This is a genomic window from Mesorhizobium sp. M1312 (assembly GCF_040318115.1).
Classification (GTDB): domain Bacteria; phylum Pseudomonadota; class Alphaproteobacteria; order Rhizobiales; family Rhizobiaceae; genus Mesorhizobium.
Map to the genome: position 1 here is coordinate 19,993 of NZ_JAMYLQ010000044.1, position 19,969 is coordinate 39,961.

At 57.5% G+C, this 19,969-nt stretch carries 13 protein-coding genes; 1 reads left to right on the forward strand and 12 read right to left on the reverse strand.

What is annotated here, in order from left to right:
- Positions 1-29 precede the first annotated feature (29 nt).
- The 12 genes from NKH36_RS31850 to NKH36_RS31910 form a co-directional block, all read right to left on the reverse strand.
- On the reverse strand, positions 30-2,177 hold the full coding sequence (locus tag NKH36_RS31850) for a N,N-dimethylformamidase beta subunit family domain-containing protein (RefSeq protein ID WP_352964166.1): 2,148 nt from the start codon (positions 2,175-2,177) through the stop codon (positions 30-32).
- Positions 2,178-2,938: 761 nt separating this feature from the next.
- The gene (locus tag NKH36_RS31855; RefSeq protein ID WP_352964167.1) at positions 2,939-3,202 is read right to left on the reverse strand and encodes a hypothetical protein; all 264 of its coding nucleotides are present in this window, start codon (positions 3,200-3,202) and stop codon (positions 2,939-2,941) included.
- Between the two features lie 1,226 nt (positions 3,203-4,428).
- Positions 4,429-4,740, reverse strand: a complete 312-nt coding sequence (locus NKH36_RS31865) for a hypothetical protein (protein WP_352964168.1) — start codon at positions 4,738-4,740, stop codon at positions 4,429-4,431.
- A 335-nt stretch (positions 4,741-5,075) separates the two neighbouring features.
- Entirely contained in the window at positions 5,076-6,728 is a 1,653-nt protein-coding gene (locus NKH36_RS31870; protein ID WP_352964171.1) for an ABC transporter ATP-binding protein, read from the reverse strand.
- Entirely contained in the window at positions 6,728-7,552 is an 825-nt protein-coding gene (locus NKH36_RS31875) for an ABC transporter permease (protein ID WP_287333039.1), read from the reverse strand. Before NKH36_RS31875 ends, NKH36_RS31870 begins: the two co-directional genes overlap by 1 nt.
- A 10-nt stretch (positions 7,553-7,562) precedes the next feature.
- Complete coding sequence (locus NKH36_RS31880) at positions 7,563-8,522, reverse strand: ABC transporter permease (RefSeq protein ID WP_352964187.1); 960 nt, start codon at positions 8,520-8,522, stop codon at positions 7,563-7,565.
- Positions 8,523-8,533: 11 nt separating this feature from the next.
- Positions 8,534-10,123 (reverse strand): ABC transporter substrate-binding protein, encoded by a 1,590-nt coding sequence (locus NKH36_RS31885; RefSeq protein WP_352964173.1) that lies wholly within the window; start codon positions 10,121-10,123, stop codon positions 8,534-8,536.
- A 565-nt stretch (positions 10,124-10,688) separates the two neighbouring features.
- The gene (locus tag NKH36_RS31890; RefSeq protein ID WP_352964176.1) at positions 10,689-12,116 is read right to left on the reverse strand and encodes an aldehyde dehydrogenase family protein; all 1,428 of its coding nucleotides are present in this window, start codon (positions 12,114-12,116) and stop codon (positions 10,689-10,691) included.
- Positions 12,117-12,277: 161 nt separating this feature from the next.
- Positions 12,278-13,867 (reverse strand): GMC family oxidoreductase, encoded by a 1,590-nt coding sequence (locus NKH36_RS31895; RefSeq protein WP_352964178.1) that lies wholly within the window; start codon positions 13,865-13,867, stop codon positions 12,278-12,280.
- Positions 13,868-14,083: 216 nt separating this feature from the next.
- Entirely contained in the window at positions 14,084-15,667 is a 1,584-nt protein-coding gene (locus NKH36_RS31900; RefSeq protein ID WP_352964190.1) for an ABC transporter substrate-binding protein, read from the reverse strand.
- A gap of 571 nt (positions 15,668-16,238) precedes the next feature.
- Positions 16,239-17,633: an MmgE/PrpD family protein gene (locus NKH36_RS31905; protein ID WP_352964180.1), complete on the reverse strand. Its 1,395-nt coding sequence runs from the start codon at positions 17,631-17,633 to the stop codon at positions 16,239-16,241.
- A gap of 527 nt (positions 17,634-18,160) precedes the next feature.
- The gene (locus NKH36_RS31910; RefSeq protein WP_352964182.1) at positions 18,161-18,622 is read right to left on the reverse strand and encodes an Lrp/AsnC family transcriptional regulator; all 462 of its coding nucleotides are present in this window, start codon (positions 18,620-18,622) and stop codon (positions 18,161-18,163) included.
- 568 nt (positions 18,623-19,190) lie between these two features.
- Here NKH36_RS31910 and NKH36_RS31915 point away from each other — a divergent pair.
- On the forward strand, positions 19,191-19,511 hold the full coding sequence (locus NKH36_RS31915; protein ID WP_352964192.1) for an aminotransferase class V-fold PLP-dependent enzyme: 321 nt from the start codon (positions 19,191-19,193) through the stop codon (positions 19,509-19,511).
- Positions 19,512-19,969: the final 458 nt, after the last annotated feature.

Consider the following 19,969-nt stretch of genomic DNA (forward strand, 5'->3'; position numbering starts at 1 on the left):
CGCCGGCAAGCTGTTTGCCGTCTCATCGCTCAAAGACAGCGCCGGACCACGTTCTCCAGCAGTTTCGAGATGTTGTTCTTGAAGTCATTCATTGGAAGGCTTCCGCAAAACAGGATCGATCCTGCAGAGAAAACAAAATTTCCGTCAGCTTTCGGAATGAAGCACAGATCCGCCCGGATCTGGGACGACTGCCAATCCGGCATGTTCACTTCCGCTCCCCAATAAACTCTTTCCGGAACGACGAGGTAGCCGCCCAAGAACTTCTCAGATTTCGCAAGGACAACCGCATTTGGCGGGGTGCCCAAGGACGGGTCGACGATGTCGACTTCGAATCCCGCAGCCCCCCCGCCGGAAAATCCAAAATCACCAAGGATCTCGTCATCGATCCCACTAAACAGCCACGCAAAACTCGGATCGTAAGAGGCGACAGTACGACGGTAGTAGGAGCCAGTGAACGGGCCGTGAGCCGACATCCCGACGCCGACGAGCCGCTGAGGAGGCCTGTCGTTCTTCAGCCAGAGCCCGCCATACTGACCGTCGAAAGCATGAAATGCCTCTCCGGGTTCCGCCTCCCATGCCCGGGCGCCCGTCTCGCCCCGCCTGATCTCTATAGCGCCGGGAAAGTTATCGCTTGTGGCGATCCGCCAGTAGAACCCGTTGCCTCCGAGGTAGCCGAGGCTGCCACCCCCAGTCACAAAATCTTCGATGGCGCCGAGGCTGCCAGCTGTGTGATATTCTGGGTGCGTCACTGTCAGCACCAACGCATACTCTTCGAGCGCTTTGCTACCCTCGGCCTCCAAGTCATGATCTGTGACGACGTCGACGGCAATATCCTTTGCTGCGCACCAAGCGATCAAATGCATGTCGGCGGGGAAAATACGCAACCCCGATCCTCGGTGGTCAATATAGGCGAAGTAGCCGGACCGCATGCTTAGCTGCGGCCGCAACGCAGAACTGAACATCATCCCGCTGCCGTCGAGATGGAGATCATAGAGCGATCGCCCAAACTGCGGATATTCTTCGGGATGGTTTGGATAGGCATTCCAGGCCTTGCGCCTTTCTATGAATGCGGCGTCGAAGTTGTGGCGGGTAAAATTCGCGTAAGCAAGATAAGTGAATGTCGAGAAAAGCACTGCAACCCTTGCCTTTGGAGCAGCTCGGGCTGGGCGGACAAAGAAAGGGATAATGTCCTCAGCGTTTTCGCATCTCAAACGGATACCGTACACTCCGCTCGGAAGATCGCGAGGTATATCGAAGCAGAAATCCGTATCCCAGCCGCAATCGTACAGGTCGCCCTCGTGGAAATGGACTGCTGCATATTCATCAGGCGCATGCCTCCAGCACATCTCCTTGCCGGACCATCGCGAGCTTCGCACAGCTCGTGCTGGCAGGTTATGGAGCGTTCCGTCGAGCCGCCACGGGCCTTTGTCGCGGATGTGAGAGGTCGGAATGTCGATACCGAAATCCCAGAAAGCGATTATGTCCTCTTCCTGTAGTGGACTGTCCAAAAGGCTTTCGACAAGCAGCGCCCCTCGCGACAACATAGGGGCTTCGAGTCGCCCGTTGAAAAACGATGTGAACGCTATTGGGTCTCCCGGCTGCGGCGTAGCCGCCAGTACCAGTTTTGTAAATCCGACCTTCCCCGGCGGCCGCGTCCTAATCTCGAAAGACCGTAATCCAGTCTCGACACAGTATCCTACCAGATGCAGACCGCGTGCTGCAATCGCAAGCCTCAACTCGTACCATCGGCCGATTTCGAACGCGAAGGAAACGACGCTCGTGTCGTCAAACATGTCTAGCGTTAGACCGTCGTTCTGGATGCTGATCGAGACGGCTTCGCCCGACCCTGTAACGAAGGAGAACAAAGCTTGGGGCGCCTCGCGAAGGAGACGCGGTTGGACTCTGATCGAAAACGTAGCATCGGCGGCAATATCCGCACTCCCAAGGGGAATAATGCCGTAAGACCCTGGACGCGATGACTTCGACACTGATCGGTAGAGGCCTTCGAAGGCCGCCGAGACCGGACGAACGTCGATGCCTGGCCCGTCGGGATTAGGGTCTGCTGAGAATATGCGAACGAGATCAGCGGCGTAGTCGCTGGAAAAGTCGCTGGACACTTTCACTTCGAGGTTTTCGCCAGCACGGGCCGAAAATCGGTTGGTATAGCCGATCAGCATGCGCCTGTTCTCCTTCGCGGGATTCCGAATTCGCCCGTCCGTAGTCGGTAGTGTAAGGCCGCCTTGGCGACGATGCGACGGCCCGACTTCTCCGTGGGCATGGTTAACATCTGCCCAGTCGAGCATGCACGTGGACGGTAGCACTTGAGAACCGCCTACTTCACGCGAAGTGTCTTTCCGGTGAGCAGGAAATCTGCGGTTTTGGCCAGTTGGCGCAGAATGCAACCTTCGATAATCAAACCCGCCTCGATTGGGACTGGAGTGTCCGTCTGGAGAACTGGAGTGTCCGTCTAGAGAACAGATGTGAATCGGCGTGCAAAATCGGACGCCGATGGAGGTCAGTGTTGGAAAATGACGTAATTGCTTCCGTCCCTCCTTTGAAAGAATCCGGCTGACGGCAAACCCGCAGAGTTGCCCCTCGCGAACCAAGGAGGTGGGAACGCCGCTCATCTACCTAACACCCTAAACGAGTCCCGTTGCCTGGCTGGCCGATCCCACTGCGACGTACTGCTAGTCGGCGACAGCGCCGTGGGTGGAATGCGCGTTGATGGTCGTCGATATGGTGGTCGTCTTGGTGTACCAACCGCACTCAAAGAGGCCTCTTTCCCCTACGTTACCAACTGTGGGTGTCGCGTTTGGGACATTCTCGTGCAGGTGCGAAGGGCTAAAATTGCGTGTGGGCGAGATAGAAAACCAATCTAAATCGGTTCAGCTGCTTCCGCAGCGGAACTCCGCCCAGCCAGATCAGGGATCATGGACCATCAGGAAAAGCCGACCAGGCAACGCAGATCTGGAGGCAAGGGCAACAACGTCAAGGCGGACCTGATCGCCGTCGCCGTCGCAATGAACAACAGCGTCCCCTGCGTTCTAACCATCCCGCAGGCGAAGAGACCGGTAACTTCTCTGGGGTAATCGCGGCCACGATTTGTTAGCGTGGACTGGGCCATCAACGTCTCCTTGTTCAAGGAGATGACGATGGCGATGGAATGGTCGATCTCGATCGAGGGTAAAAACGAGTTCGGCATTTGTCGCCGAGAAACCCGGATCGACAAAAGCGAGGAACGCCCTGCGCGATGGAGACCTTGGCCTTTCGATCGGTGATGGCAAGAAGATCGTGGCCGCCTTGCAGAACGCGGTCGTGACCCAGGAGGCTGAGACCTATGCCCTCTTTAGACGGGTCTGCCCGGATTGCCACACCTTTCGGCCAGTCAAGGACTATACGACGCGCCGCATTCGAACGGTCTTCGGCACTGTGGAAGTTTGCAATCCCCGCTGGATGCTGTGCCGGGATTGGCACCCAGGGATAGTCGGCGCGTTCGCGCCGCTAAAGGAAATCTGTCCGGATCGGGCCACTCCCGAGTTGATGGAACTGACTGCGCGACTGGGGAGCACGATGCCGTATCGGCAGGCCCCCAGCATACTCGCCGAGTTTCTACCCATTGAGCCGACTGAGACGCATGCAACCGTACGCAAGCGACAATTAGAGTTGGCGAGCGGCTCGACGAGCAAATCGCGGGGGAAGCCTGGTGCGCAAAATTGCAGATGGATGAACGGCGCCAGCTCGAAATGCAGCTTCCTGGTGATCGACGGAAAGAGTTCGTCATCAGCATCGATACGGCTCATGTTCGCAGCGCCGATCCAAACAGCTCGAAATTTCGAGATCGTCGTAGCCCGATGCGGCCGCGGCGGGTGGGGAGATGCGGGCGCCCGCTACTTCGCCACCAGCAACACCGACCAACCCGCGATACGGGATCGAACCCTTCATGCTCTCCGGCGAGAGGCGCCACGACCCTTGCCGAGTCGGCGGTCAATTCACTGGTGGCCAAGCGCATGGTGAAGAAGCAGCAGATGCGGTGGTCTCAGTATGGCGCCCACATGCTAATGCAGGTACGAACCGCCGAAATGAACGGCGAGCTTCGTGATCGGCTGCGTGCAGGATTGCGAGAACCAGAGCCTCAGGTGCCGCCTTCGCTGTTCAAGCCCAAGCCGCCTCTTCTCCGAGCCGCATAACCCCAGAGAAGTTACCGGTCTCCTACACGGTGTCTTATCAGTTTTGTAGCCGCGGGTGCTTCCGATGCCGACCGCAACCAATGGAAGCGACGCGAAGGCCTGACCGATAGCGGGCTCCATAATTGATGATGGCACTGCGATTCGAGCGGATGTAGGTGGAGAGCTGCGAACCGAGGGTATGGAGACGCGCGGCCGACAGATCTCCAGCCCCTCGCAACGGCAGCAATCGCGTAATAATGTCCTAGAGGTTGCGGATCGCTCGATCCAGGCGTCCGTGCCACAGACGCCACTTCACCGCTCTGATGTCCCTGTCGATGGTTGGGAGGATGCCGGCAAGATCCGAGCGGGATCGAACCATGTGATCCGCGATCTGCTGCATGGGTTGGATCTTCATGGCGATGTGGAACAAGTCGATGATGTGCGTGGTCGGCCTCGGCATCGCGCGGGGTAGCCGCTTGAGGATTTCGGCGCCGTCGGAAATCACCGTCACATCGCCAAAGCCGCAATACGCATCTCGCGAGAACCTGCCTTCCATCTTCAAGCGTTTGTTCATCTGCGCGAAAGATTTGCGGTCCTTTGTGCATGGGATCGAGCGCCTCGCGCCTATGCCAAGGTCAATGCGATAAGCTGAACTACTGGCGATAGATAGAATCTGGCGATGAGCGCGTCAGGTGATCGTGCAGTTTTACGCACTTTACCATTTCATTGGGAGGATCGACGCCGGGGCAACTTCCGGAGTGCCTGCCGGGCTTCGTTATAAAGGACCCACTAGCCTAGCCTCTTCTTGCACGCGACACCCTTGGCGATGCGCTTGAATTGGCGGCGTCCAAAAAACTGCGTGAACTGCCGGGGGACAGTATTCCGGCTATGCCGGCGTCCGGGTGAAGCTTAGTGTCCCGCCCCCTCGATACGGCGTCCCTTGATCGCCTTTTCCAACCAACCAACCTCCATTTCAGGAACCGAGGAGAGAAGCAAGTCGGTATAGGCATCGAAGGGGGGCTCGAGCACATACGTCTTTGAGCCGTAGCGGGCGACTTCGCCGCGATAGATAACCGCAATGGAATCAGCGATCGCCTTTACGGTCGCAAGATCGTGGGTAATGAACAAATACGCCACATCCTCGAACTTCTGCAGGCGAAGCAACAGCTTTAGGATGCCCTCGGCGACAAGCGGATCGAGCGCGCTGGTCACCTCGTCACAGATGATCAGTTTAGGCTTGGCGGCGAGCGCGCGAGCGATGCAGACTCGCTGCTTTTGCCCGCCCGAAAGCTCAGCCGGATACCGGTCGATGAAGCCCTTGCCCATCTCGATCTCGTCGAGCAGCTCGGCAACACGCTTGTCGCGCTCGCGGCCTCTCATGCCGAAGTAGAACTCCAGCGGCCGGCCGATGATCGTGCCTACGGTCTGGCGCGGGTTCATCGCCATATCCGCCATCTGATAGATCATCTGAAGTTCGCGAAGATCATCTCTGGATCGGTTGGCGAGTCTCGGAGCCAGCGCGCGGCCGGCGAAGGTGATGCTGCCAGCGAGCGGCGGCAGCAGCCCTGTGATGACGCGGGCCAAGGTGGATTTTCCAGAGCCCGACTCGCCGACGACAGCGAGGGTTTGGCCGGGATGGACGTCAACCGAGACTTCCTGCAGAACCTTCACGACACCGCTTCCATAAGCAGCGGTGGCGCCCCTAACCGACAACAGAGGCGTCCGCGTCGGTCGCTTCTCCTCATGCTCGATCGAACGCACCGACACCAGCGCCTTAGTATAGTCCATGCGCGGCGCCTCGATGATCTGTCGGGTTTCAGCGTGCTCCACCCTCTTACCGTCCCGGAGCACCATGATTTCGTCCGAGACTTGGGCGACGACGGCAAGGTCGTGGGTGATGTAAAGGGCCGCCACATGCGTGTCGCGGATGGCATCCTTTATCGCCGCGAGAACGTCGATCTGCGTGGTGACGTCGAGCGCCGTGGTCGGCTCGTCGAAGACGATCAGATCCGGCTCGGAACACAGCGCCATCGCCGTCATCACGCGCTGCAATTGGCCGCCCGACACCTGGTGCGGGAAACGCTGGCCGATGGTTTCGGGGTTGGGCAGGCCGAGTTTCTTGAACAGTCCAACCGCCCGCTTTTCTGCCTCGGCCTTGTTCGCAAGGCCATGCAGCAGCGTCGCTTCCACCACCTGGTCCATCAGACGGTGCGCCGGGTTGAAGGCGGCCGCCGCCGACTGCGCGACATAGCAGACCTCGCGGCCGCGCAATTTGCGGAACCCTTCCTTGCCGCCCTTCAATATGTCGCGGCCGTTGAGGATGACCTCGCCGCCGGTGATGCGCACACCGCCGCGGCCATAGCCCATCGACGACAGGCCGATGGTCGACTTGCCGGCACCGGACTCGCCGATCAGGCCGAGCACCTTGCCCTTCTCGAGCGTCAGCGACACATCATGGACCAGTACGATGTTCTTGGGGGCCTCGCCCGGCGGGAACACCGTGGCCTCGATGCGCAGGTTGCGGATGTCGAGCAGCACGGACTTTGCTCGCTGGTCAGCCATCAGCCGCGCCCTCCCTTCAGGCTTGTCGTGCGGTTGAGCACCCAGTCGGCGACAAGGTTGACGGAAATCGCCAGCATGGCGATCGCCGCCGCAGGGATGAGTGCCGCCGCTATGCCGAAGACGATGCCGTCCTTGTTTTCCTTGACCATGCCGCCCCAATCGGCGCTAGGCGGCTGCACGCCAAGTCCGAGGAAGGACAGCGTCGACAGGAACAGCACCGCATAGATAAAGCGCAGGCCGAGTTCCGAAACCAGCGGCGACAACGCATTGGGCAAGATCTCGCGGAAGATGATCCACATGCTGCCTTCGCCGCGCAGCTTGGCCGCCTCGACGAAATCCATGACGTTGATGTCTACGGCGACCGCGCGCGACAGGCGGTAGACGCGGGTCGAGTCGAGAATGCCCATGACCAGGATCAGCGTCACCAGATTGGTTGGCAGCACCGAGAGCACGACGAGACCCATGATCAGCGTCGGGATCGACATCAGGAGATCGACGAGGCGCGACATAAGCGTGTCGAACCAGCCGCCGAAAACCGCCGCCGAGAAGCCGAGGATGGCCCCAAGCGAGAAGGACAGCGCGGTGGCCAGCACGGCGATGAACAGCGTGACGCGGGCGCCGTAGATCATGCGCGAAAGGAGGTCGCGGCCGAGATTGTCGGTGCCCAGCCAATGTGTCGCCGACATCGGTCCCCAGACATCGCCGACGATCTCGCCATTGCCATACGGCGCGATCCAGGGCGCGAAGATCGCCGCCAGCACGAACAGCGCCGTCAGCACCAGGCCGATCAGCGCAGGGATGGGGATGCGTTTTATGTCGAGCATGCCCGCTCCCCTATTTCGGATGTCTGAGACGCGGATTGGCGACGATCGCCGCTATGTCCGCAATGATGTTCAAGCTGATGTAGACAGCGGCGAAGATCAGGCCGACCGCCTGCACCACCGGCACGTCGCGCTTGGTGACGTGGTCGACGAGATATTGGCCCATGCCCGGATAGACGAAGATCACTTCGACCACGACGACGCCGACGATCAGATAGGCGAGGTTGAGCATGACGACGTTGATGATCGGCGCAATCGCATTGGGAAAGGCATGCCTGCGGATGACGGCGAATGCCGAAAGCCCCTTGAGCTCGGCGGTTTCCACATACGCCGATTGCATGACATTGAGGATAGCGGCGCGCGTCATGCGCATCATGTGGGCGAGCACCACCAGCGTCAGTGCCGCCGCCGGCAGCATGATCGCCTGCATGCGCTCGCCGAAAGGCATTCCGTCATAGACGGTCGAGATGCCGGGGAAGATCTGGTATTTCACGGCGAAGAAATAGACGAGCACGTAGCCGATGAAGAATTCGGGAAACGAGGTCGAGGCAAGCGCCAGTCCGGAGATCAGCTTGTCGACCCAGCCATTGCGGTAACGCACCGCGATCAGGCCGAGGACGATCGCCAGCGGCACGGCCACGACCGCCGCCCAGAAGGCGAGGAACAGCGTGTTCCACAACCGCCCCTTGATCGACGCCGCAATATCCTGCCCGCTCGACATGGCGGTGCCGAGATCGCCGGTCACGACGCCGCCGAGCCAGCGGAAATAGCGGATAAAGGCCGGATCGTTGAGGCCGAGCTGCTCGCGCAGATTGGCGAGCGACTCCGGTGTCGCCGACTGCCCGAGAATAGCTTGGGCGACGTCGCCGGGCAGGATCTGGGTGCCGGCGAAGATCAGGACCGAAACGGCCAACAGAAGGAGGATGCCCAGCGCGATACGCTGGGCAACCAGCCTCAGAACAGGCGAACCCATAGGCATGCTGTTCACGTTTCGAGCCAGCATTGCGCCAATGCGTAGCCGTTGCACATATCCCGCGCTGGATGCTTCACGAAGCCCTTCACGTCCGGCCCGGTCGCGTCGATGAACTGGTTGAAGAACGGCACGATCACACCACCGTTGTCGCGAACGATGATAGCCATTTCGCGATAGAGGTTTTTGCGCTTGTCCTGGTCGAGTTCGCCGCGTGCCTCGATGAGAAGCTTGTCGAATTTCTTATTGAAGAAGTGCGTGTCGTTCCACTTTGCCGTCGACAGATAGGCACTCGAGTACATCTGGTCCTGCGTTGAGCGCCCGGTCCAGTAGGAAGCATAGAAGGGCTGCTTTTGCCAGACCTCCGACCAATAGCCATCTCCAGGCTCCCGCTTTATCTCAAGGGTGATTCCGGCCTTGGCCGCACTCTGCTGATAGAGCTGCGCGGCATCGACCGCGCCAGGGAATGCAACGTCTGACGTGCGCAAGAGGATGGGACCGCTGTGGCCCGACTTCTTATAGTGGAACTTGGCTTTGTCCGGATCGAAGGCGCGCTGCTCGACATCGCCGGAAAACAACGGATAGGCGTCGTTGATCGGAAAGTCGTTACCCATTGCACCGTAGCCGCGAAAGATCTTGTCCAGCATTTGTTCTCTGTCTAGGGCCAGCTTCAACGCCATCCTGACATCGTTGTTATCGAACGGCGCGGTGTCGCAGAACATATTAAGAAGATAGCAACCGCGCCCGGTCACATTTTGGATGGTCACTCCAGGGGCACGCTTCACCAGATCGACGACTTTCGGCTCGACGCGGTTGATCATGTGGACCTGATTGCCTTGTAGGGCCGCAATACGTGCGGTGGCATCATTGATGACTATGATTTCGACCTGATCGGCGTGGCCGAGCTTGTCGCCCTGCCAGTAGTCCTTGAACTTTTCGCCGACGTGCCGCACACCCGGCTCGTTGACGGCGACCTTATACGGGCCAGCCCCAATGCCGGCGGCTGGATTGTCCTTCCCGCCATTCGGCTGGATGATCAGGTGATAATCAGTCATCAGGTAGGGCAGATCAACGTTGGGTTCTTTAAGCGTGATCACGACGTCACGCCCGTTCGCCTTGATGGCTTCGATACCGCTCAGGATGCCCAAGGCGCCGGATTTCGACTCCTTATTGGAATGACGCTCTAGCGTGGCGACAACGTCTTGGGGCGTTACCTCCTTGCCATTGTGGAACTGGACGCCTTTCCGAATTTTCAGAGTCCACTGCTTGACATCCTTCGAAGAGCCAATTTCTTCAGCGATACGGTATTCGAGGCCGTTATCGGGGGTCACTTCCATCAGCATCTCGCCCCAACATCTGCCAAAAGTGATGGGAGGTGCGCCTGCAGGGAGGGCTGGGTCAAGACTGTCGGTGGCACCACCACCTTGAAGGCCAGCTTTCAGGATACCACCCTTTTGGGGCACCTGCGCCTTGGCGGCGCCGGCAAAAAGCGAACTAGCGATGGTGGCGCCGACGCCTAGAGCCGCCGCACGGCCGAGAAATTCACGTCGGCTCAACTGGTCTGCAGCGACGCTGCGGCCGAGATAGTCGAGTTCCTGCGACATTGGCTCTCCTCCTTTTCCCAGTGCCGATAGCGCGGCGTTCGTTTCCCTGATCGTAACCCCGCAATTGAGCCGATCTGCCCAAATTCTGCTCCCCTCGATGCAGGAATTCGGAATTTTCTCCCCTTTGTGTACGCAATACGACAGGCGACTATGTTCGTCGTTTTCCGTGTTGGGGATTTACGGTGCCTAACGTCACGCACTTGGGCCTGTCAGACCGCGAATTGATCGGCGACGCACCTTGCCTGCTAAAGCTCGAGTACTGCTAGTGTAGACGCGATATGTACCGGCTACCCGGACTGAGGATCTGACAATGTGTAGTCGGCACCTTCAACTGCGCATTCGGATGCTTTCCTTGAGCCGCAGCCTATGCTTGAGACGGCCATTGAGTTCAGTACGCTGCAATCTGACCCTCTCGCACGTCCGAAGGGCTATGCGCATAGCAGCGTAACTTTGAATGGGCGACATTTTCCGTTGGCCCGGTGTGGTGGCGAAAATCGAAAAGAGCGCCGACCACGACGCGCCAACGACGACTTGTCTTACCAGCGCAACTTGGCCGCAATGCGGACTACGCCATAGGGACATAGCCGAGCAGTGCCTTCACTTCGAGGAACTCCTCCAAGCCCCACCTGCCATTTTCCCGCCCGTTCCCGGATTGTTTGTAGCCTCCGAAGGGCGCGGCTCTGTCGAATGCTGGATAGTTGATATGCACAGTGCCAGCCCGCATACGCGCTGCCACCCTGCGGGCGCGTACAAGGTCCGACGATTGAACATATGCCGCCAAGCCGAAGATCGTATCGTTCGCGAGGTCGATCGCCTCTTCCTCATCCCGATACGGCAGAATTGACAGAACCGGCCCGAAAATCTCTTCGCGCGCAATGGTCATGTCATTGTGGACGTTGGCAAATATTGTGGGACGGACGAAATAGCCTCGGTTCAGATGCTCCGGCCTACCAAGCCCGCCAGTGACGAGATCTGCCCCCTCTTCCATGCCAGTCTGTATGAAGCCCTGAATCTTGTCGAATTGGTTTCTATTTACTACTGGACCGATATTTGTTTTCGGGTCACGTACATCGCCAACGATCAGCCGTTCTGCGACCGCCTTGGCAATCTCCTTTACTTCGTCGTGGCGGTCTGCTGGTACAAACATACGAGTGGGTGCACTGCAAGCTTGGCCGCTATTGCGCATCACTCCAAGCACACCCTTCGTGACAGCACTTTCAAAGTCCACATCAGGCAACAAAATATTCGCCGATTTCCCCCCAAGCTCCTGTGCTACACGTTTGACGGTTCTCGCGGCTGACTGAGCAATCAGGATACCGGCGCGTGTCGAACCGGTAAAAGAGACCATTTCTATTCCTGGATGTGCTGAAATGGCTTCCCCCACCACAGCGCCTGCCCCTTGGACCATGTTATACACGCCCGCGGGCACACCGGCAGCATGCATGATTTCGGACCAGATAATAGCATTCAACGGAGCCACCTCGGAAGGTTTGAGCAGCATCGTGCAACCCGCGGCAATCGCTGGAGCAACCTTCATTATGATCTGAAGCACCGGATAATTCCAAGGCGTGATCAATCCCACGACCCCGATCGGTTCTCGGACAATCCGGGTCGTTCCTTGTAATTCTTCGAACTGGTAATGCTCCAACACCTCTATAACGCTTCTAATGTCAGCCGATGCCAGTTGCCACTCGCGCGCGATTTGAAGCGGTGCGCCTAATTCCGTGCAAAGCACCGAAGCAACGTCTTCTTGTCTCCTCTCGTACTCTGCAAGGATCGATCGCAGTAACTCGAGTCGTTCGCGTCGAGTAGTGTTAGAAAACTCTAGAAATGCTGCCCGAGCAGCAACCACTGCGCGGTCGACATCCTTTGGTCCGCCTCCAGCGATGCGAGTGAATACTTCTTCAGATGAGGGATCAACCACGTCAATTAAATTTGACTCCAAGGGTTCGACCCACTCCCCATTCACATAGTGTTCCCGTTCGTGCTGCAATTCTCGCTCCTGTAACTCTTTGCCTAATTCTCTTGTGACGCCGAGTTTCCGCTAATTCGATACAAATTCACATACTGACCTTGGCAGACGTCCTCAGGTTCAAGGAAGAATTTTTCCGCTAAGGCGTCCAACCGTATCGTGGCGGCAACGACTATCCTTGTTCAGCTGGGGTGGATAAGGTCTGCCGCGCGCTCACCAATCATAATACACGTCGCGTTGGTGTTGCCTGCAATATGCGTTGGGAATATCGACGCATCCGCAACCCATAAGCCCTCAGTCCCCCGCACACGTAGGTCGGGAGTCACGACGGCCTGGTCATCGATGCCCATTCGGCAGGTGCCGACGGGATGGAAGCCCGGTCCAGTCGAGTTGCGCACATATTCTTCGTCGGCCTCACGCCCCGCTTCACGAGAAGGCACGTCGATAAGCTGGAGCACATGACTGCCGAAGGGTGGCGTGGAAGCCAGCCGCCGAACCCAATCTAAGCCGAGCAAGACACCTTTTAGGTCGTCTGGGTGATCGAGCAGGCGGGGATAAATAGCTATAGAGTCTTGGGGGTTATTCGATCGAAGCGACAAATAGCCTTTGCTTTTTGAATGGTTTACATTGGCATAGATCGTTACAAGATTTCGAGGTGGGACGTGCCGCCTCCCATTTTTTAATAAAAACCCGAAGGCCAATAGATGGAATTGGAGATCGGGCACTTTTTGATCAGGAGTAGACTTAAGGAAGGCGATGACTTGCGCCAAGGATTCAGTGAGCACCCCCTTCCTTGCAAAAGCCCATTCTGCGAACGCCCGAACCCGTCCAAGCCCCGACGCGTAAGCGTTTCCCGTGTTTATATTCATCTCGGCGAGGACATGGAGGCACGGATGCTCTAGAAGGTTCTGGCCCACATCGGGGCTGGCCACAACGGTTTTTATGCCGTGCTTCGAAAGTTCGCCGGGATCGCCAATGCCGGACAGCATCAGGATCTGTGGCGAATTAAGTGCACCGGCACACAGCACGACGCCCCGCCGCGCACTTGCGCGGATGACCTGATCACCGCGCGTAAACACGACGCCCTTTGCACGATTTGTCTCTATGATCAGACTGTTGACTAAGGCGTCGTCCATGACGACCAAATTAGGGTCTTTCTGCAGCGGTCCAAGATACGCGTCGAATGCTGAATGGCGCATGCCGTTCTTCGTGGAGCCCTGATTCCAAGCAACCCCCTCATGTGAGGCTCCATTGAGGTCAGGGTTATATGGGACGCCCAAATTCACAAGACTGTCGATGAATTTATCGGCAACCGGAATGCGCCAACGCAGCGTCGAAACGTGCAGTGGACCCATACCCCCGCGATAGGCGTCATTGTCTGTATATTTATCCGCAGTCTCCATCTTGCGAAAGTACGGAAGTACCGAATTCCAATCCCATCCGCTGTTGCCGAGCTTCCCCCAAGCGTCAAAGTCACTCTGTGCGCCGCGAATGAAGATCATACCGTTGATGGCGGACGAGCCGCCCGGGACGCGGCCACGCGGCCATGATTCCTTGAGCCCGTTGCGCGTTGGATCCGGCTCCGTCATATAATTCCAGTCATAGCGTTTGTTGCCCACGGTATACATCGACGATGCCGGGATCCGCGTTACGTGGAGTTTTTCGCGCTTGCCTGCTTCGAGCAGCAAAACGCGGGCGCCCTTCTCCACAAGACGAGCAGCAACTGGCGATCCGGCACTGCCGGAACCGACGACGATGTAGTCGAATTCCATTGTTCAACCTCGGTCACTTGGAATGGGCGCGGCGCACAGGCAGTGGACGTTGTAACGTATCAAGGAGCAGCAGCGTGGGTTGCTAGCCAATGATCGACCGGGCGACGCGGTCCGTCGGCCGGCTTGCTGACGGAAATCGACCCAAGGCATCAGCGCGCGGACCGTCGCGCGTGATGCAGATCTATTCCACAACGGGCCTACATGCCGCGCTACGGATCACGCCTTAAGCCAGCATTTGGCGAACGCATAGCCGTCCATCAGCTCAGCACGGCCGCCGACAAACCCGCCGATCTTGTCCGAAGTCGCGTCTATGGATTGATTGAACATGGGCAAGATCACGCCGCCCTCATCCCTTACGATGATACCCATCGCGCGATAGAGGGCCTTGCGCTTATCCTGGTCGAGTTCTCCGCGCGCCTCCATGAGAAGCTTGTCGAACTTTTCGTTAACGAAACGCGTTTCATTCCATTCCGCCGTAGAAAGATAGGTAGTGGAGTACATCTGGTCCTGCGTCGGGCGTCCTCGCCAGTTGGTCGCGAAGAAGGGCTTCTTGTTCCAGACCTCAGCCCAATAACCATCGCCTGGCTCACGTCCGACCTCAAGGGTAATGCCGGCCTTGGCGCAGCTCTGCTGAAAAAGCTGCGCGGCATCGACGGCGCCAGGGAAGGCAACGTCCGACGTGCGCAGCAGAATCGGCCCGCTGTGGCCCGACTTCTTATAGTGGAACTTGGCTTTGTCCGGATCGAAAACGCGCTGCTCGATGTCGTCTGAGAAGAGCGGATAGGCGGCGTTAATCGGAAAGTCGTTACCGACCGTGCCGTAGCCGCGCAGGATCTTGTCCACCATTTCCTGCCGGTCCATGGCGAGCTTGAGCGCCATCCTGAGATCCTTATTGTCGAACGGCGCCGTATTGCAGAACATGGCGAAATTGTAGTGGCCCGGGCCTGATCCGGTTTCGACCTTCAAGTTGGGCACGCGCTTGATGAGATCAACGACTTTGGGCTGGACCGCGTTGATAATGTGGACCTGGCCGCCCTGCAGCGCAGAGATGCGGGCGGTGTCGTCGTTGATGATAATGATCTCGATCTGGTCAGCGAAGCCCATCTTGTCTGACTGCCAGAAATTAGCAAAGCGCTCGCCGCCTAGCCGAATACCGGGCTCGTTGACCGTCACTTTGTACGGTCCGGCGCCGACGCCTTGGGTCGGGTCATCTTTGCCCCCGTTGGGCTGAATGACGAGATGAAAGTCCGTCATCAGGTAGGGCAGATCGGCGTTCGGCTCCTTGAGGGTGACAACGAAATTCCGGCCGTCCGTTTTGAGGCTCTCGATACCTTGCAAGACACCAAGGGCCCCGGACTTCGATTTCTCGTCGGAATGACGTTCCATCGTCGCCATCACGTCTTCCGCCGTAACAGTCTTGCCGTTGTGGAATTCCACGTCCTGACGGATCTTAAAGGTCCAGACCTTAGCGTCCTTCGACGAGCCGATTTCCTCGGCGAGGCGGTGCTCCAGTCCGCCGTCGGCATCAACTGCAACGAGATATTCGCCCCAGCATTTGCCGAAGGTCAACGGCGCCATCATAAAGTTCGCCGGATCAAGGTCTTGGGTCGCCTCACCGCCACTGAGACCGCCTTTGATGATGCCTCCCCGAACGGGTCCCCCGGCAAGCGCAGCACCGGCAAGCAGCGAGTTGGCGAAGGTGGCGCTGACGCCAAGCGCCGTCGCGCGACCGAGGAATTCGCGTCGGCTCAGTCCGCCTGCAGCGACGCGGCGGCTGAGATAGTCGAGTTCCTGCGACATTGAGATCTCCCATTTTTGTGAACTGTTGCCCCTAGCGCAAAGAATGCGGCTTAGGACCCTTCTTACGGTGTGAATGGTATGCCAGCGGGACTGGCCAACTTTACGCAAATTCTGCGTGTGAACGCAGCAAATCGGCGTTTTTTTTCTCCAAACGCATAAACGGCCACGCAGGTGGTGAGAGAGCAACATTCCCGCCCCGACGGTGTCGGAGAGCGGTCGGAAACGCCGACTGCCTGTTCGATCGCAAGCAACGAATTCGGCCCGTGGGCGCCGCGAAAGGACGTCGGAATCAACTGGGCGCGAAGTTCCTGCCCACCACTGCATAGCCCTGCGCCGCAAACATCATGGCGCGGCTTTGCTGGGTTTGGGCAGGCAATAGCAAACTTTGCCTGATCAAGATTGGCTACAGTTTGCCGGGGGTACCCGAGGGCGGCAGACATCCGTCGCAAGTTCCACGCCACCATGGATGGAACGCGCAGACGCGTTTCCTTAATTATCTGACAAGTGCCAACGGCTTCGTGTCGGGTCTAGCTCGCAAAGGAAACTCCTTTATTACTCCTGGGCCCGTCGCCTATCCAGCGCCAACCAGCAGATCGAACAGCGGCGCCAACGTGGGTCGCTTATCAAGGTCGTCTATGAACTCGCCGATCAACCCGAGCTGCTTCTCGGAGAACGACCGCATCGACATTTCGGCACAAGCCTTAAGTTTCAGCATGCCATCCGTAAGCGAAGCCGGGCTTTCGGGATGGCCGAATGGCTTGTCGATGCGTATGGAATACTGTGCTCCAGACCTTAGCTGCACCTTAACTACCGTCGGCGAATTACCGTACCTGCCATGAGTGACATCGATTTCTGGATCAACTTCAACCTTGGTGGCCGCCATCACTTGGCGCACAGCGGGATCGTCCAGCGCTTCGGTGCGGAAATCGCTAATAGCGACGCCGCCACGGACCGCGGCTACAGCGACGACGTACGGAAGGCTGAATCGCGCGAGAACTGGGGTATGTGGGTTCCACTTTTGATCGTGCGGCTGGCCTACGACACCCTCAGCGCGCTGATTTAACCCGAGCTGAATTGAAATAATATCCTCGGCGGTGAAGTTGTGCCTCTCACGTAGTTGAAGCAGACCATCAATTCCGTGATGCGTAGCCCTGCACGACGGCCAAGGCTTGAAGCTAATAGAAGCGTTCACATAGTCGTCGCCGAGTTTGTCTATAAATGAATCAAGATCATAGGCAGGTTCAAAGGCGTTGTAGAAGCCATACCTCCCAAAGAACGGTTCTCGCGGGCCGCTGAAGCCCACCATGGCTGAGAGTGCGGACTCAATTCCCGAGCGGGCCCTTAATCCCTGCTGCAGCGCCACCGTTTGCGCACTCTCTTCATACATTTGGAATTCGCCTGCAGCGTGGGCGTAAGCGATTCCGAACGCATTACGCGTTTTCTGTTCATCAAGCCGCAGCAATTTGGTACTAACCGCTGTGACGCCCCAGACAGCGACCATATTGTCACGGCCTGTGTCTATGGCATTGGTAGTGATGCTGCGCGCCAGACGAATATGCAGGTCGATGGCGGTCGCAAGCGCCGACAGCAAGTCGCCTCCGGTTATGGAAGGATCGCGTTCAGCCAGTGCCAACGCCGGTGGGACATTATATGCGCTTGCATGGCAGCCATTAATACCAATCTCGTAGGTATCGTCAAAATCGAGGGCTCTAGCTGTCGTTGCGTTGACGAGTGCCGCCAAGCTTGATGGGAGCTTTTCTCCGGAAATCCAAACTGTGGATTCTGGCTTGCCACCGGATAGTGCGCCCAGTTGGCGCGCGCTGCGCGCGATCGGATCGTTCGATCCGCCGATCGCGCACGCAATCGTATCGAGGATGGAGAGCTTAGCACGTTCGATCGCCTTCTCAGGTATCGTCTCCAATGCGGAATTGAGAACGTGTCCAATGATTTGCGTCGTTACATCCATTGCCAAAACCTCCAAGCGAAGCGGGTCGAGGAGCCCTTCCGCGCGAGCGGGTCGATCGACTTGCCTCGACGCTGCCTCCCGAGACGATCTCGGGGTCGATCCTATCCATGCGATAATGCCGAAGCTGTCAGCAGTGTACATGTAGGGCCCATTAGTGTGCGATCTGCGTAAATAATCCCTGTTTCAACGCAGGAAAACTGCGTTTTCTACCATTTCGCGGGAGACCGCCGACCCGCCAGCGGTCACTCGGCTGTCGTTTGAGCGCCATAGTGCCAACCCACGGTTGGAGGCATGGCCGTCATCCTAGCGCAGTTCGTGAAGCCACAAGTGAAGCCGACCGAAGGCGACGACATCGATGTTGCCGCCGACGGCCAGCTCTTACGCAGCGAGCGATGCAATACGTCGATATAAGAAAACGCAATTCACCGCGCCGAAATCCATCCAACGAATCGTGATCGATATTCGGTTACTGCGCTTAAGACAGCAAAATCCAAGCGCAGCACTAGAAGCAGGACCGAATACTGCCGTTATTCTTCAATAGGCAGAGCTAACGATGCCTTAATGCGGTCCATTACGACCATCGTCTTAACTGCCTTGATATCAGACTCGTGAAAAAATCGACGGGTAAATGCCTCATATTCAGCCATGTCCCGTACAGAAATCATGAGGACGAAATCGGCCTCACCCGTCACATAATACGCACTCATGATCTCAGGCGTGCGCCGAACCGCTTGCTTGAAACGATCAATGATATCTACCCGCTCGCGCTCGAGGCTGATAGACGCCAGCATAAGCATGGGCCGACCCACAGCTTGTGGCGAGACGATGGAGACGTCAGCCTCAATCACGCCATCATCCCGCAGTCGCTTCAATCGCCGCTGACAAGCGGTTGCAGAAAGGCCCGCAAGTTCGCCCAGCTCGGCTGTCGTAAGCCGATTGTCGCGCTGTACTGCGTTCAGAAGCTTCCGGTCAACTCGATCCAGGTCCATTTCACGTTCACTGCAAAAAGAGGGCTATTTGCGCAGAAAAACTGCTCGCTTCCGTGCATATTAGCCTCACTTCCACATTGATCAAGCCATAATATGATCCGATCAGCGAAGCCCTTTGCTCATTTTCATGGTAGACATCTTGTCCTTGATGATCAGACCCCAAAAGTATGGTCGCCCGCAAGGTGGCTCGACGGCTTCTCAAGTCAAAGGCAATGCCGTTGCCTTATGAATGTATAAATCGGGAGATTTGAGAAAGTTCTGCAATCTCTACACGCGAACACGGGTATTACGGATAAGCATGACAACACATTTTCTTTCCTTTGACTTTCTCCAGCAGGAGTCCCAGCCACTACAAGCGCTATTTGCATGGATGTTGCAAATCAGGGGCTCATATCCAGAACGACCCGCAGATCTATGGATCAGCATCTCCACAATAGATTGAATGGTATGAATGATGAAGAGGGAATGATGGGACTTGTTGAGCGGACACGTTCCAGATTCGCTCAATTCATTGGCTCCGAAAAGATGAATCGCTGTCACGAAGAACGCATCGGAAGGCATCAATATAATAGGAAACGCGGTTGCTTGGAAGCGTGGCGACAACGTTGTCCTGTGCCGGGAATTGGAGCACGCGAACAACATCTTACCTTGGCTTCAACTCAGGGACAAACACCGAATTGAACTTCGGGTGGTAGACGCTCATAGCGGTGCAATTCCCTGTGATGCTATTACCCAGGCCATCGACGCTCGCACCCGTATCGTTACATTGTCGACGGTCACAATGGTCCCCGGCTTCAAGACAGTGATGGAGCCGATCAGCGAAGCTTGCAGGCTGGTCAGCGCCTTTTTTGGCCGACGCATCCCAATCAGTTGGTATACTCCACACTGATGTCACTCAGCTTGGCGTCGATGGTTTCGGTGGCATCATCGTACAAGGGGTTAATGGGTCTCTATGGGACGGGATTTTTATATTGCCCCCGGGAATGGGCTGATCGCCTAAGCCCTGCCTACCTTGCGCGTTTCAGTGTCGACATGGGGAATGCACCAGAATCGGCTCCGATATTCGATACGGTAAAGTTGCGCGCCGGCGCGCCCGCTTTGAAATCGGCCACTACAACTTTCCAGGCGTAATCGCGGCCTACGCGTCGATGGGCCAATTGCTGGAAATCGGCACGCCGGCCATAGAACAAAGCGTTACCTCGGTTGCCAAACGGCTGGCGTCAGGCCTAATGGATCTTGGTCTGCCCGTCTGCGGCGGTGTGCCGGGGATCATACTGGAAGTATTGTAGCTCTCGGCGATCCTGCGAGCCTTGGCGGCTCGCGCGCAGGCGAAAGCCGCATTCAGAC